22 protein-coding genes and 1 pseudogene are annotated in these 25,902 nt (G+C 34.6%); 14 read left to right on the forward strand and 9 right to left on the reverse strand.

The features are described 5' to 3' along the window. Positions 1-52 precede the first annotated feature (52 nt). The 4 genes and pseudogenes from SVZ03_15635 to SVZ03_15650 form a co-directional block, all read right to left on the reverse strand. A pseudogene (locus tag SVZ03_15635) lies at positions 53-403 on the reverse strand (S-adenosylmethionine decarboxylase). Positions 404-635: 232 nt separating this feature from the next. Further along, a complete protein-coding gene (gene speD / locus SVZ03_15640) occupies positions 636-1,013 on the reverse strand; it encodes an adenosylmethionine decarboxylase (GenBank protein MDY6935640.1) in 378 nt (125 codons plus the stop codon). A gap of 480 nt (positions 1,014-1,493) precedes the next feature. After that, entirely contained in the window at positions 1,494-1,937 is a 444-nt protein-coding gene (locus SVZ03_15645; GenBank protein ID MDY6935641.1) for a cereblon family protein, read from the reverse strand. 527 nt (positions 1,938-2,464) lie between these two features. Further along, complete coding sequence (locus SVZ03_15650; protein ID MDY6935642.1) at positions 2,465-3,850, reverse strand: nucleotide sugar dehydrogenase; 1,386 nt, start codon at positions 3,848-3,850, stop codon at positions 2,465-2,467. A gap of 554 nt (positions 3,851-4,404) precedes the next feature. Between SVZ03_15650 and SVZ03_15655 the strand changes: the two genes are divergently transcribed. The 12 genes from SVZ03_15655 to SVZ03_15710 all read left to right on the forward strand — a co-directional run bounded on the left by SVZ03_15655 (position 4,405) and on the right by SVZ03_15710 (position 16,342). Further along, the gene (locus SVZ03_15655; GenBank protein MDY6935643.1) at positions 4,405-5,352 is read left to right on the forward strand and encodes an MBL fold metallo-hydrolase; all 948 of its coding nucleotides are present in this window, start codon (positions 4,405-4,407) and stop codon (positions 5,350-5,352) included. Between the two features lie 104 nt (positions 5,353-5,456). Beyond that, positions 5,457-6,155 (forward strand): hypothetical protein, encoded by a 699-nt coding sequence (locus SVZ03_15660; protein ID MDY6935644.1) that lies wholly within the window; start codon positions 5,457-5,459, stop codon positions 6,153-6,155. Positions 6,156-6,518: 363 nt separating this feature from the next. After that, positions 6,519-7,220, forward strand: coding sequence for a hypothetical protein (locus tag SVZ03_15665; GenBank protein ID MDY6935645.1), 702 nt, complete (start codon positions 6,519-6,521; stop codon positions 7,218-7,220). Between the two features lie 359 nt (positions 7,221-7,579). Further along, positions 7,580-8,230 carry a hypothetical protein gene (locus SVZ03_15670; protein MDY6935646.1) on the forward strand — a complete coding sequence of 217 codons (651 nt, stop codon included), beginning with the start codon at positions 7,580-7,582 and terminating at the stop codon, positions 8,228-8,230. A 321-nt stretch (positions 8,231-8,551) separates the two neighbouring features. Then, the gene (locus tag SVZ03_15675) at positions 8,552-9,577 is read left to right on the forward strand and encodes a rod shape-determining protein (protein ID MDY6935647.1); all 1,026 of its coding nucleotides are present in this window, start codon (positions 8,552-8,554) and stop codon (positions 9,575-9,577) included. Between the two features lie 106 nt (positions 9,578-9,683). Next, positions 9,684-10,550: a rod shape-determining protein MreC gene (gene mreC / locus SVZ03_15680; GenBank protein ID MDY6935648.1), complete on the forward strand. Its 867-nt coding sequence runs from the start codon at positions 9,684-9,686 to the stop codon at positions 10,548-10,550. Next, complete coding sequence (gene mreD, locus SVZ03_15685) at positions 10,547-11,047, forward strand: rod shape-determining protein MreD (protein MDY6935649.1); 501 nt, start codon at positions 10,547-10,549, stop codon at positions 11,045-11,047. The genes mreC and mreD overlap by 4 nt, the downstream gene beginning before the upstream one ends. Positions 11,048-11,050: 3 nt before the next feature. Further along, positions 11,051-12,883: a penicillin-binding protein 2 gene (mrdA, locus tag SVZ03_15690; protein ID MDY6935650.1), complete on the forward strand. Its 1,833-nt coding sequence runs from the start codon at positions 11,051-11,053 to the stop codon at positions 12,881-12,883. Then, entirely contained in the window at positions 12,876-14,189 is a 1,314-nt protein-coding gene (gene rodA, locus SVZ03_15695) for a rod shape-determining protein RodA (GenBank protein ID MDY6935651.1), read from the forward strand. Before mrdA ends, rodA begins: the two co-directional genes overlap by 8 nt. 123 nt (positions 14,190-14,312) lie before the next feature. Further along, entirely contained in the window at positions 14,313-14,774 is a 462-nt protein-coding gene (locus tag SVZ03_15700; protein MDY6935652.1) for a hypothetical protein, read from the forward strand. Between the two features lie 146 nt (positions 14,775-14,920). After that, on the forward strand, positions 14,921-15,613 hold the full coding sequence (queC, locus tag SVZ03_15705) for a 7-cyano-7-deazaguanine synthase QueC (protein ID MDY6935653.1): 693 nt from the start codon (positions 14,921-14,923) through the stop codon (positions 15,611-15,613). A 6-nt stretch (positions 15,614-15,619) separates the two neighbouring features. Then, positions 15,620-16,342, forward strand: coding sequence for a ComF family protein (locus SVZ03_15710; GenBank protein ID MDY6935654.1), 723 nt, complete (start codon positions 15,620-15,622; stop codon positions 16,340-16,342). 187 nt (positions 16,343-16,529) lie between these two features. Here the strand turns inward: SVZ03_15710 and SVZ03_15715 are convergent, their stop codons facing one another. The 5 genes from SVZ03_15715 to SVZ03_15735 form a co-directional block, all read right to left on the reverse strand. Then, on the reverse strand, positions 16,530-16,814 hold the full coding sequence (locus SVZ03_15715; protein ID MDY6935655.1) for a hypothetical protein: 285 nt from the start codon (positions 16,812-16,814) through the stop codon (positions 16,530-16,532). A 9-nt stretch (positions 16,815-16,823) separates the two neighbouring features. After that, positions 16,824-19,946, reverse strand: coding sequence for an efflux RND transporter permease subunit (locus SVZ03_15720; GenBank protein ID MDY6935656.1), 3,123 nt, complete (start codon positions 19,944-19,946; stop codon positions 16,824-16,826). Beyond that, the gene (locus tag SVZ03_15725; GenBank protein ID MDY6935657.1) at positions 19,943-20,878 is read right to left on the reverse strand and encodes an efflux RND transporter periplasmic adaptor subunit; all 936 of its coding nucleotides are present in this window, start codon (positions 20,876-20,878) and stop codon (positions 19,943-19,945) included. Before SVZ03_15725 ends, SVZ03_15720 begins: the two co-directional genes overlap by 4 nt. Positions 20,879-21,078: 200 nt before the next feature. After that, positions 21,079-22,479, reverse strand: a complete 1,401-nt coding sequence (locus SVZ03_15730; GenBank protein MDY6935658.1) for a TolC family protein — start codon at positions 22,477-22,479, stop codon at positions 21,079-21,081. 4 nt (positions 22,480-22,483) lie between these two features. Beyond that, positions 22,484-23,077, reverse strand: coding sequence for a TetR/AcrR family transcriptional regulator (locus SVZ03_15735; GenBank protein ID MDY6935659.1), 594 nt, complete (start codon positions 23,075-23,077; stop codon positions 22,484-22,486). A 613-nt stretch (positions 23,078-23,690) separates the two neighbouring features. Here SVZ03_15735 and SVZ03_15740 point away from each other — a divergent pair. Both SVZ03_15740 and SVZ03_15745 read left to right on the forward strand, forming a co-directional pair. Next, positions 23,691-24,200, forward strand: a complete 510-nt coding sequence (locus SVZ03_15740; protein ID MDY6935660.1) for a PadR family transcriptional regulator — start codon at positions 23,691-23,693, stop codon at positions 24,198-24,200. 546 nt (positions 24,201-24,746) lie between these two features. After that, positions 24,747-25,535 (forward strand): hypothetical protein, encoded by a 789-nt coding sequence (locus tag SVZ03_15745; protein ID MDY6935661.1) that lies wholly within the window; start codon positions 24,747-24,749, stop codon positions 25,533-25,535. Positions 25,536-25,902 lie beyond the last annotated feature (367 nt).

The raw sequence follows: 25,902 nt of genomic DNA on the forward strand, positions 1-25,902 counted from the left end.
ATCTCGATTATTCGCATTATAATTTCTATGATTATATACTATATCAATTTTGTTATTTCCTGAGTATTACATTAACAGAATAGTCACTTCCTTTAAAATAACTCAATGAAAAATGAGCAATGAGTTCGGGGTCATAGTATTTACAACTAAATACATCAATATAGGCGGCATTGGTATGATTAACAAAGTGACCAGATATTAATGAAGTCTCAATAAGCTGGACCATAGAGAATCCTGCAACCTTCTCCTCCTTCCCAAAGTGAACCACCTGAGCCTCATTGAAGCGTTTCATCTCTAAGAGTTCACATAGTTGTATTACATACTGTCTAATGGATTCTTCATCTCGAATAATGCCATAATCGCAATTGTGTATATCAACACTGCTATACAACCCCCATGCGCCGTGTTGATAAAATTGGTCGCTTGATGGGATTATTTTATGAAAGTCTTCTCTCTTTAATGCGGTTTGCATTTTACCTCCATAGGTGCTACTTCACTTTAGAATGAGGATGCAAAAGAATCGGAAACACAAACTTATAACCTTAACCAGATATAAATAATAGCGCAAACATTTACGGTCAATGCTCGAGAAAATAGAATCTGCTGGATATTAATCCCTTTATGGTGGGGCAAAACTATGTTACAGATATCTTTCTTCTCTTGATTTCAGGTATGATTCCTCTTTCAAACTGGAATATTGAGCATTTTTCAGTTTCTAACTCTCTTTTAATATAATCAAGGGCTGACTGATAGTCAAATTCTCCGCAGGTAAAAATGTCCACTGCAACATAACCATACTCTGGCCAAGTGTGTATCGTAAAATGGGACTCTGCAATTACTACTACCCCGCTAACTCCGTAGGGTGAAAACTTATGAAAATAGTGTTTAACTACATTGGCCATGGATAGGTTCGCAGCAATCAACATAACCTCCTCAACCTTTTTCGAGTTGTTTATATATGATTCATTACAGTTGAAGAGTTCAGCTATTACATGTGTACCAAGACCCTCCATGGCATTTACCCCTTTATGATAATTTTACATAAGACATTATTCATTAATATATATACCTGTATTTCAGATTATAGCTAGTACCACATGATTTATTATAGAGAGTTCAAAACCACTATAATGTATATGATTCAGCTTGATGTAATTGAATTTGGGATGATCAATGTGTAATGTAATAATGTCTGTGAGTTTCCACCACCTTCTTATAGCTAATTTACTGATCAAATAAAGTTGGGTATTTTTTTTAAAAATTAAATAATATATCAAGAATTTTTTTTAAATTTTTATAAAATATTTACTTTCAAAGACGAGGGATTATGCTCTACCTCACTGTTGAAGACTCTGATGAAATTGCAGTTTTAGGGTTTCAATCAAAACTTATGTCTCAGCTGTTAGGTCATTCAGTCTATTTCACTAGGGTGTTGGCATAATGAAAAACACTCTCTTAATGAATGAGCAAAATGCTTTAATTGATTTTTTCGATTATACATTTTCAATTAGATGATTCAGGATTAAACCGTAAAAGCTGCTAATCTTCGATTGATAATACCATCCTAGATGAATATGACAGATTGAACATATTGCATAGCACCAAGAAAAGCCGGAGAACCAAGTAAAATCAGTTGTGGGTTCTCCTGTTATTATACAACCCTTTGCATTGATAAAGCATCCAATTTGATATGTATATCCTACAGGATTTTTGAAGGTATGTTGATGTTTCCCGTTTATTACAATGCAATTATCGGGTGATGTGATTATGTTACTGCATAATTTGCAGAGTATCAAATGTTCTCTTCTGCTCTCATCATCCCAATCGTTATCAGATAAGGGAGTGATTTTCCCGACTTCAAAGGGTGTTGTTTTTTTTAAGATTAGTCTGGGATCGTTTATAAAATTGAGTAATTCGTTATTGATATTCTCGATCATTTGTTTCAATCTCAATATTATTCAATCTATAGCCAATCATCGAGGTTATAGAGTCCGTCAATATACTACTTTCAAGCAACTCTTTGAATGGGTGTGTCTACCTGGATATCATCCCTGTGGCAAGATTGCTTGATGAATATGAATTGTAGGTTATCACGCCTTAGAGGATGAGATTGGATGGATACACGTTGAAAGTTGAGCTTTGCCCTTACATGGAGAATTAAACAAAGAATCATTGTAGTGTCTCTTCCCATATAGGGAGTATGGATTCAGCTTTCATTAATTTTCGATCCTGAGTAACTATAATCCTTCGTCTAAGGCTATTTGAATCACCTCTTGATAAGCAGAAACATGTATAGTGATATCAATCTTGGAAAAGTAACATTGGATTAATTGGGTTCAAATAATTTTGAACTAAGTCTTAGTGCCTACATCTTGGTTTAGATTTGTCCCTAGACTCTATCTGTAATTGTTAATGCTGATTTTAGGTAGTAAAAGAATTTTTTGTAATTTTTATTGGTTAAAGATTAAAAATGCGTTAATGCAGATTTTCCAATGGGATAAACATTAAATCCAATATCAAATAATGTTTGATGATCTAATATGTTTCGTCCATCAAAGATAAAGGGAGGTTTGACCATATTCTGGAAAATCTTTTCATAATCTAAAGTCTTATATAGATCCCATTCGGTAATAATTGCTATTGCATGTGTATTCATTGCAGCTTTATAGGGATCAATTTCAAATTCAAGATTGTTATTGAATCCTTTTAAATCCTGTTTAGCGTTTTCCAAGGCCTTAGGGTCTGTGATCACAACCTGAGCCTGTTCCTCCAATAGCCTTTTAGCAATATAGATACCTGGTGATTCACGAGTATCTCCAGTATTTGCTTTAAAGGCAAATCCATATAAGGCAATGCGTTTATTGGCAATTGTGTTGAAAAGCGATTTGTTTATATTTTGAACAAACCGCCTCTCTTGATATTCATTGATTTTTACGACGTTTTCCCAGTATTCTGCGACTTCATATAATCCGTAAGATTCACAAATATAGACTAAATTAAGTATATCTTTTTTAAAACAGGAGCCACCAAAACCAACACTTGCATTGATAAATTTACTCCCTATTCTGCTGTCCTTCCCAACTGCATTAGCTACTTCTTTGATATCCGCTTCGGTTTTTTCACATAGAGCAGATACGCTATTTATTGAAGAGATTCGTTGTGCTAGGAAGGCATTTGCGACTAGTTTGGAGAGTTCTGAACTCCAAATATTGCTAGTAATGATTCGCTCTCTAGGCACCCAATTTGCATATATTTTTACAATTTCATTGCGTGCCATCCGTCCTCTATCAGTTTCTTGGGAACCAATCAATACCCTGTCGGGATTTTCTAAATTAGCGATTGCTGTCCCTTCGGCAAGAAACTCAGGGTTTGAAACAACCTCAAAGTGGATATTTTTTTCATTTGAATTCAGAATTCGTTCCATCGCGCTTGCAGTCCGAACCGGGAGAGTGCTTTTTTCAACAATTATTTTATCTGATTTTGATGATTTTACGATATTTCTTGCTGTTTTCTCCCAATATTGTAGGTCCGCGCTTTTGCCTGCACCCTCTCCAAAAGTCTTAGTAGGGGTGTTGACAGAAACAAAAATGATATCAGCCTTCTCTATATTTTCATCAACCTCCGGAGAAAAAAATAGATTTTTCCCTCTCACCCTTTTAACAATATCTAAGAGTCCAGGTTCATATATTGGAAGATCATCGGTTTGCCATGCTTGAATTTTTTTTGTGTTTACATCAACTACTGTTAATTTATATTGAGGGCATTTGGCTGCTATCATAGCCATAGTAGGTCCACCTACATATCCTGCTCCAATACAAAGGATGTGTTTTTCATGCTCTTTTTTGATCATCTAATAGTCTCTCTCCACAGACAAATTTGGGTATAATACAAATTGCTATCATTAGCTGAATGTCATAATCATTATTTTGCTATTGATGGATTTAATCGAAAAGGCTATGATTTATCAATAAATGAAGTATTATACACTAAGAATGATTCCTATAATTAATTGAATATAGCGATTTTGCAAGCACTTTTCTTGCCCTCTCAATTTGAGAGGATTCAGATAAGATACATTTCAATAAGACATAAAATATCAATCTAAAGAGAATATGATTTGATCTATCCGATTCATCTCTTTACATAAGTATCTAGTCTTTTAGATTGACATTTGTACAAGTAAACATAATTATTTACCTAATATCAATGTTATATATTTTTTAATATTATAAATGAGAAGAGTGAGTAGTGATCCTTCATATTAGGAGAGCGATTCCTTTCAAGGTTTTACTTGAAAGAGACATGAATATAAACCTGAATGTATATCCAGATAAATGAGGATTCATAGAGATAGAAGGCCTCTGTTTGGGGCTACAAATATTTTACATTCAAAAGGAAGGGCAGATGGAGAAGCAGAATTATTCAAAGGGTATACATAAAATTGGCAAAGATATATATGCATATCTTCAGCCAGATGGTGGCTGGGGATGGAGCAATGCTGGATTGATCGTTGATAATGATGTTTCTTTGCTGGTTGATACCCTATTTGATCTTGATCTTACCCGTGAAATGCTGAGAGAGATGAGACGGGTGACAAAGGCAGCGGATCGAATTGATACCCTAATAATAACTCATGCTAATGGGGATCATTTTTATGGGAATGAGCTTGTCAAGAATGCAGAGATAATATCATCTAAAGCCTGTGCTGAAGAGATGGTTGAAACCCCGCCTCAGGTTCTTGCCGAAATAGCTAAAGAAGCGTCGAATATGGGTGAACTCGGAGAATTCTTCCTTCGCTGCTTCAAACCCTTTAATTTTGAAGGCATTACAATGACCCCTCCTACACGCACCTTTGAGAGACGTTTGAATTTGAGTATTATTGATAAGGAGGTCATCCTTATTGAGGTTGGGCCTTGTCACACAAGAGGGGATGTCATTGTATACATCCCAGATGATAAAACAATTTTCGCTGGGGATATACTCTTTATTGGTGGTACACCTATAATGTGGAGTGGGCCAGTGGCAAATTGGATTCGAGCTTGTGATATGATGCTTGATATGGATGTTGAATTTATCGTGCCTGGACATGGTCCCATTACGAATAAAAGGGGTGTAGAGTCGGTCAGGGAATATTGGGAATACGTCGAAACAGAGGCACGTATGCGTTATGATAATGGGATGAGTGCAGTCGAGGCAGCCATGGATATTGACCTTGGTAAATATGCCTCCTGGGGTGAGAAAGAACGTATTGTTGTAAATGTGGCCACGCTGTACCGTGAGTTCGGAAGTGACGACTCCTCACTCAATGTGGTTGAACTTTTTAGCTTAATGGCAAAAATGATGAAGGACTGATATACAGTGCGATGACTTCCACTTACGATTGATTGGAAGATAATTTTACATTTCTATGATTATGATATAGTTGTTGTAAAAGTACTTAATGATATAGATAGAGAATGTCAAAATATGATATCATCACAGTAGATTGGAATGCAGAACAAACCGAACTCTGGCTTTATTATGTCGAGAGGCATTGTCCAGACTCGAGAATCATTCTAATTCCTGATGAGAAGCCCATACCATGGTGCTGGAGTGGTGGAAAACTCAATTGCTTTAAACAGAAATTTGAAAGCCATCGTATAATCTATATGGATACAGATACCATTGTCTTTCGGGATATGTATCCTATATTCGAAATGATGGATGAAGCCCTTCTTGGATTTTCAACAAAGATAATTTCACATTCCTCAGACTATCGTAATCGAAAAGGCAGTATTTGCAATGATCTAATAATGCTGAGTAATTTTTTTGGTTTTAGAAAATTGCCTATTCATCGAAGCACAGGCATGATAATCCTGAATAAATATGATCCCCTTCGTCTCTATGAGGGTTGGAAATTGATGTTTGATTATGTTTCATCTTTCAATAACATCAAAGACGACCCCTTTGTTGATGAGATTGCCATGTCCTATTGGATTGCTTATGATTCTAATGAAGATGGTAAGGGGATATGGGATATCCCCTTAGATATACATAGGGTAAAATGGAGGGATATTGATGATTTGTCAGTTGTGGCACCTATGGTGTTTCATTATCATAGTATAGAAAGGTTAATGATCTTTGGACTTGATCCAACTTTCCCATGCTTGGAATAAAGAATTATTTAGATTACTTAGAGAAGAAGCCCCTCCAAAAAAAAATTTAATTAAAAATTTTCATTTTCATTGAAGCGTTACAAACATTTAGGCTAATCATATATGAGGGATTAAAAAATTCTTGACATCCCCTGTAAAATCAAACCATAATATATGATTTGATAAAAAAATATGAAAGTACTTGATTTATTATTATGAGACATAAAGTATAGTACACAATTAAGTTCATTATTACTTCTCTTAGAAATAAAAAAACAAGATGAATTATTACGATACCGATATATATTATATAAAACTAATAGTATAAGGAATCATAATTTAAGCATAATGCTATATTTATCAATTTTATTGGTTACATCAGGATTGTTTTTATTTATATATTCTCTTTTCATTAGTCCCCAATATGATACATCATTAGATACATCTCCGAATGATGAAAAAATCGTTGAAACTTTTGAGTCTCCACCTTATGATATAGAAAAAGCAGAATCTATAGATCAAATACAAGCCAGATATAGAGAATATATCCCCGAAAATGATTTTACAGATGAGGACATTGACATTCCGGATTACAGCCTGACCACTGATGAATTGAGTAAAATTGATAATGATTTTTTAAATTTATCAGATATCCCGGAAGATGAAGATGTTGGCGCTGCTTTTATTAAATCTCAAGAATCAATAGATGATACAAAAATTGAGTCTCTGGAAGAAGAGGCATCGGATGATTTTATAGAAGATGGAAGTCAAGCTTATCTTTATGAGGATACTTCCAACGTTCTTGATTATGAAAATAATATATCAATAATTGATCCTACTCTAAATGAATATTCAAAATTGAGAAGGATCGGAAAGGGACGTATTGAAATCAAGGGTGATGGAATCAATTTTTTCATTGATAAAAAATTTTTCAGATTTGACTTTCACCAAATTGAAGATATCAAAAGTGGGGATAGTTTTATTGCTCTGTTTATTAAAGGGAGTGAAGTTGTGAGGTTGTTCCTATTTGAAGAGGGGATGACATTCAAACATGAACTAGAGCAAAGCATTAAAAATATTCTTTAAGGATATAAGCCAAGGTGTATTATAGATACAAGTCAAATAAAAAAAACAAACGAATTTATAGGCTGACAATTATATTAATAGCAATATTTTGTGCTGTTTATATTGTGCAAAGGTATAATCATTACATTCTTTTTTGGGAATATTCATACAATAAGCTTCTTCATGAAATAAAAGGCATTGATAATTTTGATAGAGCATTCAGAAGAAATAGGTTAATAGAACTTCGCAAGATATGTACTGGAAATAAAGAGAAGAATATAGTATCTGCAAAGGATTTTTTCTTGTCAGGCAGGGTGCATTTTCAATTAGGTGAGACATATTTGAATGGCAGCTTCTCTGATATCTTGATACGTGATAGCATGGATCAAATAGATACTAGAGCTTTATCGGAATTCACAAAAGCTATAAAGGATATCAAGAAGGGGATAGCCCTTTGCAACAGAGATGAAGATATAGAGAGTTTAATAATTTTAGCCAAGGCCTGTTTCTATACAGGTTTTAATAACATTAGCGAGATATATAAGATTACTTCAAAAATTGAGTTAAGTAACCCATTATGCAAAGAAGAGGATATTAAATTCTGTTCCATTATTTGTGTATATAATGGAAGGGAGAAGGAAGGGCTGGAATTATTATTCAATAGATGCAGTCTTTCAGATAGTTTAAGGGATCTACTTTTCATTGCTACTGTAAATAAGATTGCTAAGAGATATACTAGTTCAATATTAGATTACAAGCGTGTCCTTGACAAGTCATCAGATAATGAGATAATAAAAATAGTTCATATAAACCTTGGAAAAATTTACTTCAACCAGTCCCTTTATCAAGAATCATTATCCCATTTCTATAATGCCTCACAAATTGATAAAAGAGATGATTCTTTAAAAATATGGATTGGTAAAAACTATTCTGCACTTGGAGACAGGATCAAAGCCAGGGCTATCTGGGGTGAGGTTTTGGCATCTGATCAATCAAACGTTGAGGCAAAGAGGCTTTTAGGATTAATGTGAAGATACCTTCTCTTCTATCTCATTAATTTTACCAGTAATCTGTATCCCTTATCGTTTATTATCATGAAATAGAGTGATAATACTATAAAACAATATTATGTTTTTATAATAAGATGCTTTTTTATTATAAATTTATTGCAATGGTATGTTTATTGGAGTTGTATGGAGTAAACAGATTATAGGGAAATTTTTTGAGAATACTATGCCTTGAATCAATTAGAGGATGGTATATACTGAGCCTCCTTAAAATATGCAAGCAAGTATTTCACATTTTATTCAAAGTGAGATGTGACATTATTATAATTATGTATAGGTGATTGTATGATATTTAGTTCATTATATAGTCTGTTCTCAAATGATATGGGAATTGATTTAGGTACAGCTAATACTTTAGTTCATGTAAAGGGGCAGGGTATAGTATTAAGTGAGCCATCTGTTGTTGCTATGCAAACCGGCACTGGAAAGGTCTTGGCCGTTGGTCAAGAGGCGAAGAGGATGTTGGGGAGAACACCTGGAGATATTGTTGCGATTAGACCGATGAAGGATGGAGTAATAGCCGATTTCGAGACTGTTGAAAAGATGATTAGATATTTTATTACCAAGGTACATAAGAGAAGGGCGTTAGTTAGACCAAGGGTTGTGATTGGAGTGCCCTCGAGTATCACTGAAGTTGAGAAAAGGGCGGTAAGGGAATCCGCCGAACAGGCAGGGGCTAGGGAGATTTTTTTAATTGAAGAGGCTTTAGCAGCAGCAATTGGCGCAAATATGCCTATTCATGAACCTGCAGGTCATATGGTAGTGGATATAGGAGGTGGAACCACAGAGATTGCTATTATATCCCTTGGTGGCATGGTGGTGACAAATTCAATTAGGGTGGCTGGTGATGAGTTTGATGAATCTATTATTAAATATTTACGAACCCAATATAATCTAATACTGGGTGAAAAAATGGCTGAAGAAGTTAAATTTATGTTGGGTAATGCATTTCCAGAGAAGAAGGTCTTAACAATGGAAATAAAGGGGAGAGATGCCATATCCGGTTTGCCTAGAACCCTAGAAATAGACTCTTCAGAGGTCAGGAAGGCTATAAAAGAACCAGTTGAGCAGATATTGGAGGCGATTAAGCATGCTCTTGAGCAAACACCACCGGAATTAGCCGCTGATATTGTAGAAAGAGGAATCGTAATGACAGGGGGTGGATCGTTGCTTAAGGGCCTTGAAAAGTACATCAGTAAGGAGACAGGAGTACCAGTAATTAAAGCAGAAAATCCACTAACCTGTGTTGTTCTTGGAGCTGGAAAATTCCTTGAAGAAATTAAAAATCTCTACAGGGTGAATTTGAAATAGATCTATTTGCTTTATTCTTGAATAGATATCTACCTCTCCAACTATTACTTAAAGTCTCTCACAAATATTTACTAATTAATCAAATAATACGTTTACCAGTGATAGAGTGGAATTTATTACAAAACATAAGATTATCATAATTTTTATAATAATTACCCTCTTTTGTATTGTGTCGTTATCCATTCAATCCTCCACCCTTACAAAGTCTTTAGAAGGAGTATGTAATGTATTGATGACTCCATTCCAAAAAGGTTATCATGCAATACAAAAGGGGATACATATGTTATGGGCTGGTTTTACTGAACTCGATGATGTCCAGGATGAATTGCTCAGGGTGAGAAATAAGCTTCAAAGGTATGAAGCTCTAACCGAGGAGTTGACTGAAATACAAAAAGAGAACAAGAGGTTCCGTATACTACTTCAATTGCAGGAGCGTATTCAATATGAGTCTCTTCCTGCCACAATAATTTCAAAGGATCCTGATAACTGGTTCAGAACTATTATAATTAATAGAGGTTCGACTGATGGTATTAAAATAAATATGCCAATAATATCCTTTAGTGGTGAAAAAAAAGCAGTTGTTGGGAAGGTCATTGAAGTAAGAAGAAGTGTGGCAAGGGTACTGCCAATTATTTCAACTAATATGAAATTGGGAGTAATGTTTAAAGGGAGTCGTTTCCCGGGTCTGTTGTCTGGATTTTCTCAAAGTTCAAATCTTTGCATTATGGATTATATTAACAAGTCAGCTTCAATTGAACTTGGTGATATTGTAATTACATCTGGGCAGGGTGGAATCTTCCCATCTGGTCTTTTGGTCGGGGTGGTAAAAAAATCATTATTAAAGGGGTCAAGCGCTTTTCAGAGAGTGGCTGTAAAACCAACAATAGACTATACTCGGTTAGAGGAAGTATTTGTAGTAAAAAAAGAACCCAATGAAGAATTATTAGAATTGATTGATATGAACAGAAGATGATTGTCACATATCTATATATACTTGCACTTATTATTACTTCTCTTTTGATTCAGGGGCATTCATCTTTTGATGTTTTGAGAATTGTAGGAATAAAACCAGATCTAACCTTTATTATAGTAATATATCTCGCTTATAACTTTGGTCCCTTCTATGGTGTAGTAACTGGATTTATTTGTGGAATACTTCATGATGCTGTTTCCAACTCTCCATTAGGACTCCTCACTTTACCTAAGGTTGCCTTGGGACTCATTGTCGGAATGTTTGGCAGATCTATTTTGAGAAAGAATATATTAAGCATTTCGATGATGATTCTATTTTCAACTATTGCAAAAGGATTGATAACACTACTACTATGTTATCTTTTTACAACGGGTTCATTGTCCACTGTTTGGCATATAATTTTACCAGAATCATTATACAATGCAATATTAGCTCCTTTTCTTTTTTATTTATTTGATAAGATTTTTAGAGAGGATCTGTCAAAGGAGGAATATTAGGATATGGAGAAGACCTCCATAAAGATGCAGATGCTGGAAGTCTTTCGGCAAAGGATGTATTATTTCCTAACGATTGCTTTAATTCTGTTTTTAGTTTTATTACTTCAGTTGATAAATCTTCAATTGATCCACGGTAGGGATTATAAATTAAAATCAAAGATGAATATGGAAAATAGTATACCAATCCCTGCTTCAAGGGGGGAGATATATGATAGGAATTTTAAATCAGACAGTGATAATGTAACTTTAGTAACCAACAGACCATCATTTAATTTAACAACAATACCTTCAAGGTTTAAAACAGAGGATGAATTAAACAGAACCTTTAATAACCTATCTCATCTTCTTGATATCTCAAATGAGGAGGTAATTGATAATATTAATAGTAAAAAAAGATGGGAGAGGGTAGCAATAAAGGAAGATATTGATTTTAACGTAATTGTTAAGATAGCATCGCATCAAAATAGATTTCCTAACATCGAATGGGAAGCAGTGCCTGTGAGGGTATATAGCTATAAAGAGATGTTTTCGCATGTAATTGGCTACATCGGATACATTAGCAGTGGAGAATACAGAAGATTAAGGGGAAAGGGGTATAAACATTATCATAAAATAGGAAAGACGGGTGTTGAAAAAGAATATGATGAGATGCTGAGAGGGATTGATGGCTATATAAGGAGAATTGTAGATGTAAAAAACAGAATTGAAGGAGAGGAGGTAGGTTCATCCCCTGTAACAGGTAATAATATAGTATTAACTATCGATTACGAGATCCAGAAGGTCGCTTATGAAGCGATGAAGAATCGGAGAGGAGCTATCATTGTAATAAAGCCTACAACAGGAGAAATAATCGCTTTGATTAGTAAACCCGATTTTGATCCGAATTTATTAATATTGGGTAATAACAATGGTACAATTAGGGAATTGAGCAATAATACAGATAAACCCTTTATAAATAGAGCTATTCAGTCAAGGTATCCACCTGCTTCAACCTATAAATTAATTACAGCTATAGCAGCGCTTGAGGAAGAAAAATGGAAAGCAAAACATACCCTCTTTTGTCCTGGTAAATATACACTTCAGGGTTATGTTGATAGAAATTTTTACTGTCATAAGCCTCATGGTATTTTAGATATGCATGAAGCCATTTCAGAATCATGCAGTGTCTACTTCTATCAGCTAGGATATTTAATTGGCCCATCCATTATTCTCAAATATGCAGATTATTTTGGACTTGGTGAAGAAACTGGTATTGACATTCCTGGCGAAATAAGCGGCTTTATACCATCCAAAAAATGGAAACTAAAAACCTTTGGGCAACCATGGTTTGATGGAGATACACTTAACCTATCAATAGGGCAGGGCTTTGTCAGTGTTACTATTCTTGGTATGGCAAATTTTGTTTCAGGTGTCATAAATAATGGGGTAATTTACAAACCTCATATCATGAAAGAAATACGTACATTTGATAACCAAAAGGTTATTATGAGATCTTCTCCGAAACAAATTAGAGAGATACCCCTCTCGCCATTAACCAGTAATACAATCAAGCATGGAATGAGGTTGGCTGTTAGAAAGGGTACAGCCAGGAGACTTAAGTACATTAAGATTCCAATTGCTGGGAAAACCGGTACAGCACAAACTCGTTCAAGGCGAAAAGATGACTCAACACAGCATGCCTGGTTTGTGGGTTATGCTCCATATGGTGGAGATAAGGAGAGATCAATTGTTGTGGCTGTATTAGTAGAACACGGTATTACGGGTGCGGTGTGGGCTGTTCCAATAGCGGAAAAAATATTTTTAAGGCTTGTATCATTGGGATATTTTGATGTTTAAAAAGAATGAATATCAGATAGATTATATACTTGTATTTGCAGTGATTCTAATTGTATTTATAGGGACCTTAACAATATACAGCGCTGGTTTTGATCCAATTGAAAAGGTTAATAATGGTATTTATAAAAAACAGTTGTTGTGGTTTATCATCGGATTTTCACTGATGATAGCAATTTCTTTTTTAAATTATCAATTATTAGGAGATTACTCACCCTATATATATATCACAGTACTTATAGTATTAATATTTACAACAATTTTTGGGGAACCCATAAGGAATGCTAGAGCCTGGCTCAATTTCGGTTTCTTTTCAATTCAGCCTTCCGAATTTATGAAATTGAGTTTAGTCATCCTTCTTGGAAAGTATATTGAACTGCGAGAAAGGGATATAAGAAACCTAAGAGAACTACTTATTCCTTCGTTGCTTACTTTAATCCCAATTTTCACCATCATTATGCAGCCTGATTTTGGCACAGCTATGATATTCATTCCCCTTCTCTTTACCCTCCTCTTTTTAGGTGGGGCTGATGTGTATCACCTTTTATCGATAATTGGCATTGCCATAATAGCATTGGTTGTTCCAATGATATTGACATACAGAGAATGGGTTGGTGTAAATAGCTCAAATTTGCTTCTAGACTTTTTTAAAGATATTACCCTAATATTTCAAGTCTCTAGTATCTTATTAGTTATTGCTATAATAGCGTATATTTTACATTTCTTCTTTGTAAAGAAGTATTATAGAAATATTTATATACCCTCATTTGTCTTTTCCTTTGGATTGTATTTCTCTGTCATAATTCAAAAATTTTTAAAGGTGTATCAAAAGAAGAGGATCATGGTTTTTCTTAATCCTGACCTTGATCCTCATGGTTCTGGATATAATATAATTCAATCAAAAATAGCAATAGGGTCTGGAGGTGTTTCTGGAAAGGGGTTTCTAAATGGGAGTCAATCCCAATTAGGATTTCTTCCAGAAAAGACCTCGGATTTTATATTTTCTGTTGTTTCCGAAGAATGGGGTTTTATTGGAGGCTTGGTGTTGATAATACTTCTTTCAATAATTGTCTTTAGGGGTATTCAGATATCACTAGACGCAAAGGATAAATTTGGGGCTTTATTGGCAAGCGGCATAACCTCAATTTTCTTTTTTCATATTGTTATCAATATTGGCATGACGATTGGTATAATGCCGGTTACTGGTCTCCCCCTATGCTTTGTCTCCTATGGCGGTTCAAATCTTGTGATGTCAATGATATCTATTGGAGTATTAATCAACATCAGGATGAGAAAATATATTCATTAGCCCTAAACTTACCTAAAGAATACATCTTTATTTGTTGATTATTCCCAGTGGGGATAGGGAAGATATTTTATCAAAGATAGAAAAGGCTAGTCATTAATAGAAATAATACACCGGGTGGATAAATTGATCTATCTTTACTCACAAATAATGCTTTTAGAGATAACAATTGCCCTGTCATTATATATACTAGTTCAAGATTTGCTCCATAAGGATAATAAACGTAAGAGATTATTAATAGGCATAATAATTTGGAATGTAATTTATACCCTCATCATTTATATTCAGATTCATCTTGATCTGTTTTTTACCGGCACTCTTAATTATACATTTATATTTTGGATTTTATCAGGCTTAATTATGGGTGTGGCTCTTTATTATCAAATGTTAATTATTGTAAATCTCTATAAAAGAAGGCGGGATCGTGAATTTTATCATTATAATATTTTCGGGAAAAAGGTTTTTAAGAAGGATATTGTATTGATTAGAGAGTTGTGGGTGTTTCTGATTACAATTCCATTTTTCCTGCTTCCTGGTGGATATTTTGTTGCAAGACTAATCAATTTTATACTTTATGATCGCTTATAAGTGTTGTTTATAACTTTAATAGCGATGTTGGAAGTAAAATGATAGCAATCAGTGAATAATTCTATTATAGGTTTAATAATGAAAAATTTTAGTTTATACTTCTATAATATATTTCATGAAGATTGTAATATCTTGAGTAGTTGATCATGTTCAAGAAAAGGGCAGTAATTTTATTAAGCGGCGGCATTGATTCTGCGACTGTTGCAGCTATAGCTATTCGTGATGGTTTTGAGGTATTCCCAATTACCTTTGATTATGGTCAAAAGCATAGTATAGAGATTGTATTTGCTAGGCGGCTGCAGCAATTCTTTAAGATAAAAAAAAATGTAATAATTGATATACCATCTTATATTTTTAACTCCTCTGCTCTATCATCCGAATCAGAAATTGAGATTCCAAAAAATCGCGATGTTTCATCATTAAATGGCATCCCTTCAACCTATGTACCTGCTAGAAATATTATTTTTTTATCATACGCTTTGGCATATGCTGAATCGATCAATTCAAGAGATATCTTCATTGGCGTTAACTCCATTGACTATAGTGGATATCCCGACTGCAGACCTGAGTTCATTATGGCCTTTGAGAATATGGCAAATAAAGGAACAAAGGCAGGGGTATTGAATGACAGGTTTACTATACATGCACCCTTGATTCATCTTAAAAAATGTGAGATAATAAAATTTGGTATAGATCTTGGTGTGGATTATTCACTTACCCACAGTTGTTATGACCCATATTCAGATGAATCATCCTGTGGAGAGTGTGATAGCTGTCTCATTAGAAAAAAGGGTTTTGAAGAGGCAAAGGTCCCTGATCCAACCAGATACAGAAAATAACCTTTAATGAATTCCCTATTGTCTGACATCTTTTATTCAACAGTTGATTTCCTATTCCCTTCAAGGTGTATTTGCTGCAATAAGGTGATACCATTTCAGCAAAACCATTTATGTGAAATCTGTTTTAGTAGGATTGTATTATTAGATGAGAGGTGTGAGGTATGCTCTGGAGTTGTAATAAATGGGATATGCGCTATCTGCTCAGATAGGAGGTTTTATATAACAAAGAACATTGTAATAGCGGAGTATACAGGAGTAATGAAAGAGATATTACATAATTATAAATTTAATAAGAAGATAAGATTGTATAAACAATTATGCAGATTGTCATTCCCTCATATTGTGAAACATAGGGATCATTTTGATATACTAACAGCTGTTCCAATGAATAGTAGAAAGAAATGGAAAAGGGGATTCAACCAATCAGAACTAGTTGCAAGGGAGTTGGCAGATAGATTAAATATAAAATTTTACACATTATTAAAGGAAAAGATATACTCTAAAACACAAAAGGATCTTGGATTTAGGGATCGTTTCTTGAATATACTGGACAGATATGAGATGAAAAAATCAAATATACTGAATGGTGAAAAGATACTCCTTGTTGATGATATCTTTACTACTGGTGCAACAATAAATGAATGCGCAAGAATTCTGATGTCCTCAGGGGCTGATAGTGTTTATTCATTGACACTAGCAAGGGCTAGCTTCAAAAGACTTGGACACTAGTGAATCAAATATTCACAGTTGCTCTATCACCCTCTTCCAGAAGCTTGGAGAGTTTTGATATCATATTTACATTTGTATAAACCTTCAACTTTGTTATAATTTTCTGCTAACTAATGGAGAAATCCTATTATACATCTACTTGACAAGGATGAATATGGATGAAATTGTATAGTTGCTGGCAATTTATCTAATTCACCTTTCTTAGACTTGTAGTAAACACCTTTATTCCAATCCCCGGGAACTGCTCTTCCAATTTTTTGGTAGCCTCAATGATATTCTTTTCCCTATTGTTTTCAATCGCCACCATCATACAGTTATTAATAGATGGCCATATATGACTGCCAAGATGGGGTTCTCCATGTCCCTCTCCCTGAACACCTAAAAATTTTGTATATCCATCAGCATTTTTTTTGACGATTTCTACTATCTCCTCATCAACCGCATTGTCGTATACAATAAACATTAAAAACATAGTATTACCTTAAGTTTTCTTTTTTCTGAGTCGCATCCCTACTCTTTCAGTAAGGGTATCAAAGAGTGAGTATACCACAGGCAAGAATATCAATGTAAAAATAAATGAGGAACTCATCCCCCCTATAACTGACATGGAGAGTTGCCTCATCATCTCAGAGGCCTCGCCCAATCCCATTGCTAAAGGTAATAGTGCAAAGATGGTTGTGAATGTAGTCATCATTATAGGCCGCAACCTCTTTTTCCCGGCTTCAATTAGCGCTTCTCTGACACTCATACCCCGCGCCTTGAGGATGTTTGCATAGTCAACGAGTACTATTGCATTATTAACAACAATACCAGCAAGCATCAGAACGCCAATAAATGACACAACATTGAAGGTTGTTCCAGTGAGGAAGAGAAATACCATTACACCAAAGATAACTGTCGGTATTGTAAACATTATTATAAATGGAGATAGAAAGGATTCAAATTGAGACGCCATTATTATATAAATCAGTATTATGGCAAGAATCAGAGCTAAAGTTAGGTCCCTAAATGATTCCTGCATATCCTCGTATGCGCCTCCAATATGCACATAGAAATTAGTGGGCTTGGGTATCCTGCTGATCCTTTCCTGAATATCTCCAACCACCTCGTTTAATGCTCTTCCTTCAGCCTTGCAATTAATATATGTGACGCGTTCCTGTTTCCTCCTCTCAATAGTCACTGGACCGCTCTCTGAATTTATATCAATAATGTTTCCCAATGGGACAGTGACCCCCACCGGGGTATTAACCCATATATTCTCAATATCATCAATAGTTTTTCTATCCTCGTCTCTGAGCCGCACCATTATATCGTATTCCTTGCCCTTCTTCCTGTATCGTGACGCCACTTTCCCAGCAACATTGTTCTTGATCAAATTGGAGACAATAGCAGCATTAAGCCCCATCTTTGACGCCTTGTCCCTATTTATCCTGATAACATGTTCAGGAAGACCCTCCTCTCTCGAAATATCTATGTCTGCCAATCCTTTTATGTCTTTTATTGAATTGTATATTTCTGAAGTAAATCTAGCGGATTCTTCAAGATCATATCCATAGATCTCGATTACTATCTGCGCTCCACCCATACCAAAAGCGCTCTCCCCAGCACTTCGCGCTGAAAAATTAAATGTTACTCCTGGAATATCAGCCAATGCATTTCTTGCAGCCTCTCTAATCTCATTTACATGCCTCTCCCGATCAACCTTCATTACAAGACGTGTCTCCACCTTTGCAGTATGATCAGTAGTACCTGCAAAAGCCGCTGCAAAACCAGTGCCATATCCAGCCCTAATTGATAAAGCCCTGTACTCCTCCTTTTTTAAAACACCTAACATTCTCTTTTCAACAAGCTTCAAAACGCTTTCTGTAGTATCAAGATTTGTTCCAACTGGAAGACTTGCCTCAAAGGTCAACATTGCCCTATCCTGATCAGGCATGAATTCCATTCCAGCTATGGGAAGCAGAATAGCACCGATAACTATAGCTATCAAAGTAAAGAGTACAACCTTTTTCCTGTTATTTAGCGCCCATTCAATAGCAATTGAATAAAAACCTTCAAGAATGTTAAATTTTTCTTCACTCCACACATAAATTCTGTTTATTATAGTGAATCGGCCACTATGTTCAACCTTAACTGACTTGATAAATCTTGATGTCAACATCGGTATAAGGGTAAGTGCAATAACCAGAGAGCTTAGAAGCGAGAAGGATATAGTGAGTGACATCTCCTTAAAGAGTTGGTTAGTTATACCCTCAGTAAAGAGGAATGGAATAAATACGCATATTGTTGTAAGGGTAGAGGCAGTAATCGCCATTGCCATCTCATCTGCCCCAAGTTTTGCTGCCTCCTTTGGTCTTGCCCCCTTTTCTCTGAATCTGAAGATATTTTCGAGAATTACAATGGAGTTATCAATAAGCATTCCAACTCCAATGGCAAGTCCTCCCATGGACATCATATTGAGGGTAAGATCAAAATAATACATAACAATAAAGGTCGCAATCATAGATATTGGGATCGATAAACCGAGTATTATTGACGACCTTATACTTCTCAGAAATATAAAGACAACAAACACTGCGATTATCCCACCTAATATGGCATTATCTACAACACTAGTTATCGCATTCTCAATGAAATCTGCTTCATTAAACATTGGGGATATCTCAATCCCCTTTGGAAGGGTTGATCTAACCTTTTCTAGCTGCGAAAGAATTGACCTTGCCACAATTACAGTATTTTTATCTGATTGCTTGTTAACCCTGAGGGATACTCCATTCTCGCCATTAAGCCTTAATATTTCCTTTCTTTCTGCCGGCGCCTCGAATACCCTGGCAATATCCTTGAGATATATGGGTGTATTGTTTTTTACAGCTACAACAACATTCTCTATATCATCCAAATTCTCAAACTCACCCCTTGTCCTAAGGGTGAATTTTTTATTTATCGATTCTATATTGCCTCCAGCAACATTCATGTTCTCATATCTCAGTATCGATAACACTGAATCAATAGTGATATTATAGGCATCCATCCTATTCTTTATAAGCTCAACATGCACCTCATTTATCTCTCCACCGCTGACCACTGCAGACGCAACGCCATCAACCTGTTCAATAAGATTCTTAACTGAATCCTCTGCAAATTCTCGAAGCCATGCGTTATCCCTATTGCCAGACAAAGATAACACCATTATGGGCATCATTGACACATCAAACTTGATAACAATTGGAGTTTCAATATCCTCAGGCAAAAATTTCTTGGTAATATCTAGCCTCTCCCTTATGTCTGATATTGCCAATCCCATATCTGTGCCCCATGTAAACTCAATCCTAACCATTGAGATTCCTTCCTTGGATTCACTAATAACCGTTTCAACATTATTGATTCTGGAGAGGTTCTCCTCTATAGGCCTGGTTACTGTACTCTCAATTTCCTTTGGCCCAACCCCCTCATATTCAGTAATCACCACAGCGATGGGAAACTCTATATCCGGTATGAGATCAAGTGGAATCTTTGAAAAGCTGACAATCCCAAGTACAACCAGAGCTACAAAAATCATAATTGCTGTAATGGAACGATCAACGGAAAGATCTGATAGCTTCATAAGCCTTCCCTCCCTTGTCCACTCTTTGCGTCAATATCCTCTCGATAAATAATCAACTCATCACCATCTGAAATATTTTCGTGACCCAGTGTAATGACAATATCATCTCTCTTGAGACCGCTTATTACTTCAGTATAATTATTAACGGTTAGTCCTGTAATAATTTTCTGTAATACCGCCCTTTGATTTTCTACTTTATAAATACCTATGCTCTCATATCCGATTTTTATTACTGAATCTTCCGGAACAGCTATTACCCCCTTCCTCTCTCCCAAGATTATCCAAACATCAGCAAACATTCCATGCCTAAGTGCAAGTTTTTTGTTGTTGATTTTTATTCTTACCTCCTGGGTTCGACTTCTTTCATCGAGAACGGGACTCTTTTTGTATACTTTTCCTATAAATATTCTATCTGGAAATGCCTCAACCCTTATATTTGCCGTCATGCCTACTGTTACTCTATTGATATCCTCTTCCATCAGTCTTATCTCTGCCTCGACAGTTGTCATATTCACTACCTGACATAAGGCAGTGTTAGGTGAAACAGCCATTCCCCTGTCTACCATAATTTTTCCTATGTATCCAGTTATAGGAGATTCTACAACCGCAAGCTTGTATTCCATTCCTACGATGTCCCTGTTTATCCTGAATAGTGTCTTATCTTTCCAAACCTTTTGCCCCTCTTGTATTAGTATTGAATGTATCTTGCCAGGCACTTGAGGAAACACCTTCACTACTTCTGTTCCGATAATGCTGCCTGTGAATTTCATTTTATTGACCATATCCATTTGCTTTATGGCCACAGCTTTGACTGGAATTTTATTGAAACCGCTCTCAGCCTTATCTCCTTCAGATGAAAACCGTACTATAAGCCTGTATGCAGAAATTCCTAAAATAAAAAGAACTATAATAATAAGGATGACTTTTCTCATCGTTTACTCCATAACAAAAAATATTCATGATGTTGATTCATTAAAAAACCATCTTGAAAAGATCAAAGTCGATTTATGTACCAAGAGTGAATATTAAATCAGAAACATTTAAAATCAATAGATATATCGACAGTGTGACTTTATGTCTATACAAAGTGCTAGACGAACTCACATCAGATGTAATTTTGCTGGTTTATATGTTACTCGATTGTAAAGTATTCCTTGCCGATTGCCTTGTTCAACTCAGCCTTTGCAACCTGATAGTCGTATAAGGACTGTATAAAAAGGGTTTTGGCAGTTGTTAGTTGAACATTTGCCTCCAAAAGCCTTGTATTGTCAATAATCCCATTTCTAAATTGAATGTTTGAAACCTTTAACGTCTCCTCTGCTGTTTCAATGTTTCCCTTTTGCGCTTCTAAAGAATTTGATGCTGACTTTAATTTTAAATAACCCCTCTTAACCTCTAACTTTACAGCCTCAATAAAATCTTTTAACTGATACTCTGTCTGCTTTGCTTTGCTTCTGGCCTGTTTGCTCTTCGCATGTGATGAATCAATGCTGAAGAGGGAACCCCAGCGGTAGGTGGCGCCGAATGTAACAGCCCATTGTCTATTCCACTCACTTGGGGAAAAGCTCTCCTGAATACCGCTAAACATCTGATCCATATCCGGATCACCTGTTGAAAAATCCTCACTCTTGCGAAGAGTCTTGGATTGGCCATAATTACCACTAATAAAAAAGGTAGGCCACATATAAATAGACTCACCAGCTTTAGCTCCATAAACTTCCGCATCCCTCTTCTTCTTTATCTGTATCAATTCTGGTCGATTCTTTAATGCCTCGCCAATCATTTCTATTATTAATTTACCTCCATCATTTGTATCCAATCCATCTAATGATGTATCCCTAACTTGTAAGCCTACACTCTTCGACAGTTTTATCGATTGATTGATATCCTTGCCCAATTGTATATTGAGCATTGAGATAGCAGTAAGATAATCATTTTCTGCATTTATAAGCATGGTTCTTGCATTGGAAACGGCAACCTTTGCCCTTAAAAAATCAAGCCTTGAAAGAATCCCCTTTTCATAACCCGCAGTTACTGTCTTCAGATTTTCCATGAGAGATTCCAGCGACTCTCTCCTCATCGTTACTGTTTCTCGTGTGAGCATAACCCTATAATAAAAGCTGATGGTCTTTATCGTTGTATCCGATTTTATTTTTCTTCTATTGTTAACAGCGATAATATGTCCGTCCCTGGAGGCTTTTAAAGAATGATAAAAGATTCCAGGATTTACGGCAATCTCTCCATTTATAAATTTGATATCATATTGTCCCTCAATGCTGGAATTAAATCCCGTCTCTGCACCCATTCGGGTATAAGCGATGTCAGTTGAAAGCGTTGGCCATAACATTCCCCAAGTCTCACGAACCTTTAATCTGCTCTCCTCAACTGACTCTGTAGCGGCCTTGTAATTATTGTTATTATTCAATGATAATAATATTGCCTGCCTTAATGTAAGGTTAGACTCTGCTGGAATTTCAACAGCAAAAAAAGATTGAAAAAAAATAAAATATACAATTAATAATTCCTTCCACATCACCTTATATTCCTTTTATGCCTTTCAGGAAAATATCTATAAACAGTTCAATTTCTCTATCTTGATTTTTCATTCTGTCATTTTGATAAGAATTTTTGATAATTCCCCTAACGCTGAAAATAAAAATTCTGGACCAATCTCTAATCTCTTTCCTGTCTCTCAGTGATGAATCCGCTTGTAGGATGGCTTCTACAAACTCAATATTCTTTCTAATGAAACCCTCTCTTATTTTAATTATATTCTTATAGTTCTCATAAAGATCATCCACTGTTAAATTATATAAATTTAAAAATTGTTTATAATAAAGGTATTTGTTTTTGCTGAATTTAAGTAGTTTCCCCTTTGTGGAAGACGATTTTCTAATATCAATGTTTAACTTGTTAAAAAATGTATCTATCTCAAACTCAATAACGCTGCAGAAAATATCCTCTTTGTTTTTATAATAGTGATATAAAGCACTCTTTACTATATCCAGACTATTTGCAATATCCTCTAGAGTGCTTTTCTTATAACCGTGCTTAGCAAATATCTCTTTTGCAACCAAGACGATTTCCATGGCTTTATCTCTATTATTGTCAATAGTAATGCTGTTTTTCATATAATTGATTCTTTTTATGATAGTTATTTCATTTTTGTTCACTCGTAGTGCAATCGAGTTGAATCTTTGACTATTATGTTCAATAATTGAATAAACACTAATTATGTCAAGAAGAAATATAATAATTTTTATAACATAATCCTACTGATGTTTATTCATCATAAATGTAAAATATTTATGTGTATATTCAAATGATCAGGTATCAATATTTATAATCTGTATGGCTTTTACCAGTATTATAGGGAAAGCAATTGAGACACGAATGATAAAATTCTTATATATCTAAAAAATGTCATGAATCATTGTATATGTTTATTTGAGTCATGGCTTATGTCTTTTAGAAAATACTTTTTTTGTTGATTTTTTATTTTAATGATGTATAATGTACTTAAAATATTCAAAATAATCTTAATAAAATAAGAACAAAATACATAGTTAATTTCTTGAGAATATTTTTGGAAGTAATGATTTAGAACGATCATAAACTGATAATTAACCTAGTATGAAACAATATACTCGGCTAAAAAAGTATGAGTAGGGCAACCTTTAGAATAATACTGACATATAAAGATCTTGTTGATAATTAAAAAATTGATAAATATTGGAGCCTGCAATGAAAATAGAAATTACAATTTTAGGATTACTCATGGAACAAAATTTATATGGGTATGAGATTAAGAAAAAAATTGTTGATAGAATAGAGGACTATTTTGATATAAAATTTGGTTCCATATATTATGCGATTAAAAAGGCTGTAAAAAATGGTTGGGTAAAAAGGGTAGGAGCTGAGAAAAAGGGCGGTAATCCAGAAAGATATATTTATCAAATAGTACCCTCTGGCAGAAAACACTTTAGGAAGATGTTAAAACAATATTTTGATAACAACCTTATCCATTTTGACATTGATATTGTGTTGATGTTCTACAATTCCCTTACGCAGGAACAGAAGGAGCAGTTTATTTACGAAAGAACAGCTACAATCAAGGATAAATTATCATATATTAAAAAGAAAATTGATGAGGAATCCAATGTCCCAGAGAGTAGTTCACAGATGCACCTCTTTACGTACGTAGAAAATCATCTAAAAGCTGAACTTGCTTGGCTGAAATCTCTGAAGAGCTGAAATTAGACCGGGGACTAATGGATCGAAATCTTACATTTCCATTTCGGATTCCTCTCGCTAATACACCTTTTGGGAAGACTTCGCAAACCGTTAAAAGCCTGAATTCTCAGGGATTTTCATTATCCTGCCTTCATAACTGAGTAGGTTTTAATATTCCCTGACAAAAATCCATAATGTGTTAATGACTCAGATCAATTTAGTTAATTTTTGACATTATTCCATCACATAATTCCCGAATAAAACAAAATATACATCAGCAAAGCATATAAATGTAAATCAAATAGGTCTAGGCACCCATGTGGGCGGGAAAGGATAATTAATTAAGACGTTTTGAGGATAAAAATGCTGCATGAACCGAAGATTACTGTAGCTGGAGTATTCAAAAATTTAATTTGCTACCCTCACAGGAGGTAATGAAAAAATAGAATTTTTCTTGAAAAATCAAATATTTAATATATATTAATCTATCCAATAAAAAAACCTGTGAAATATATTTAATTTACTAAAAACATCTTCTTCCAAAGGCAATAATAGGGATATAACATTTTGAATATTTCAACTAATATAATTGAAGGGAAAAAAACATTCTTTCTCTATCCTCATATCCCTCAGGGAAAGCATATTATTAAATATTTGATTAAAAATGAATATGAGGCATATCCTCTCAATAATCATTTGTCAGCGATCAACCTTTTTGATGAATTCAGTAATTCGATATTATATGTTAATATAGATTTTAAGCTTAATCATCATGATTGGATGCTGTATATAGAATCAATACTTGAAAACCCTACAACAGATACAATCATAGCGGGGGTTATTACAACGAATGGAAACGATGAGTTTTTACAGACTGATTTATCAAATCTAAATATTCCAGGTGGATATATATGCATTGATAATGGATTGGATAAATGTACTAATAGTATTATTAACATATTAAATAGCCAGAATGCGCGGGGAAGAAGAAAATATTTAAGAGTAAAATGTAAGAATATCTATAAGGCTTTATTTAGTATAAAATTGGGAAAAGATTTATTTCAAGGACGTGTGGTTGATATAAGTTCAGCAGGGATGTTATGTATGTTTAATCATAATATCGAATTATCATCCGGCATCTATTTGAATGATATACTGTTAAATCTGAAAGGTTATATATCCAAAGTCGCCGGTCAGATAGCAGGTGAAAGAAAAATAGATGGCAATGACCTTTATGTCATTATGTTCGACTATAGAAAGACATATAAGGAAAGAGATAAGATACATGATTTTATATATAATATTCTTGAGCAACAAATGTCAGCAAAAATTAAAGAGATCGAGATTTCTGTATAAAGCAGGTTGAGTTTGTTATAATGTCCTAGTAGGATACAATGTTGTAATATTACATGCAGGATTTCATTCAAGTATTGAATATAATACACCTCATATTTTGATAACAGTACATTCAATCCAAATCATTCAAAATTGTGACACACAATCCTCTAATCGGATACATATGTCCTGCATATTTTAGCGCATCGGAATTTTAAAGAATTACACGGATGTAATTCTTTAAAATTTACATAAATTATAAATTTGACTACCAGCTATGCTGGTAAGTTTGGAAGAGTTCCACCTATTATTAGCTTAAAAAATTATTAGTTTAGAAGAAGTTAAAAATTTTTCCTCCTGAACAAAAATATGCTACAGGAGGAAAAAT

Source organism: Spirochaetota bacterium (genome assembly GCA_034190085.1).
GTDB lineage: Bacteria > Spirochaetota > UBA4802 > UBA4802 > JAFGDQ01 > JAXHTS01.

Excerpts from the sequence above, each read along its gene's own strand:
- speD (MDY6935640.1), bottom strand. The coding sequence starts at position 1,013 with ATGGAGGGTCTTGGTACACATGTAATAGCTGAACTCTTCAACTGTAAT.
- SVZ03_15645 (MDY6935641.1), bottom strand. The coding sequence starts at position 1,937 with ATGATCGAGAATATCAATAACGAATTACTCAATTTTATAAACGATCCC.
- SVZ03_15650 (MDY6935642.1), bottom strand. The coding sequence starts at position 3,850 with ATGATCAAAAAAGAGCATGAAAAACACATCCTTTGTATTGGAGCAGGA.
- SVZ03_15655 (MDY6935643.1), top strand. The coding sequence starts at position 4,405 with ATGGAGAAGCAGAATTATTCAAAGGGTATACATAAAATTGGCAAAGAT.
- SVZ03_15660 (MDY6935644.1), top strand. The coding sequence starts at position 5,457 with ATGTCAAAATATGATATCATCACAGTAGATTGGAATGCAGAACAAACC.
- SVZ03_15670 (MDY6935646.1), top strand. The coding sequence starts at position 7,580 with ATGGATCAAATAGATACTAGAGCTTTATCGGAATTCACAAAAGCTATA.
- SVZ03_15675 (MDY6935647.1), top strand. The coding sequence starts at position 8,552 with ATGATATTTAGTTCATTATATAGTCTGTTCTCAAATGATATGGGAATT.
- mreD (MDY6935649.1), top strand. The coding sequence starts at position 10,547 with ATGATTGTCACATATCTATATATACTTGCACTTATTATTACTTCTCTT.
- mrdA (MDY6935650.1), top strand. The coding sequence starts at position 11,051 with ATGGAGAAGACCTCCATAAAGATGCAGATGCTGGAAGTCTTTCGGCAA.
- rodA (MDY6935651.1), top strand. The coding sequence starts at position 12,876 with ATGTTTAAAAAGAATGAATATCAGATAGATTATATACTTGTATTTGCA.
- queC (MDY6935653.1), top strand. The coding sequence starts at position 14,921 with ATGTTCAAGAAAAGGGCAGTAATTTTATTAAGCGGCGGCATTGATTCT.
- SVZ03_15710 (MDY6935654.1), top strand. The coding sequence starts at position 15,620 with ATGAATTCCCTATTGTCTGACATCTTTTATTCAACAGTTGATTTCCTA.
- SVZ03_15715 (MDY6935655.1), bottom strand. The coding sequence starts at position 16,814 with ATGTTTTTAATGTTTATTGTATACGACAATGCGGTTGATGAGGAGATA.
- SVZ03_15720 (MDY6935656.1), bottom strand. The coding sequence starts at position 19,946 with ATGAAGCTATCAGATCTTTCCGTTGATCGTTCCATTACAGCAATTATG.
- SVZ03_15725 (MDY6935657.1), bottom strand. The coding sequence starts at position 20,878 with ATGAGAAAAGTCATCCTTATTATTATAGTTCTTTTTATTTTAGGAATT.
- SVZ03_15730 (MDY6935658.1), bottom strand. The coding sequence starts at position 22,479 with ATGTGGAAGGAATTATTAATTGTATATTTTATTTTTTTTCAATCTTTT.
- SVZ03_15735 (MDY6935659.1), bottom strand. The coding sequence starts at position 23,077 with ATGAAAAACAGCATTACTATTGACAATAATAGAGATAAAGCCATGGAA.
- SVZ03_15740 (MDY6935660.1), top strand. The coding sequence starts at position 23,691 with ATGAAAATAGAAATTACAATTTTAGGATTACTCATGGAACAAAATTTA.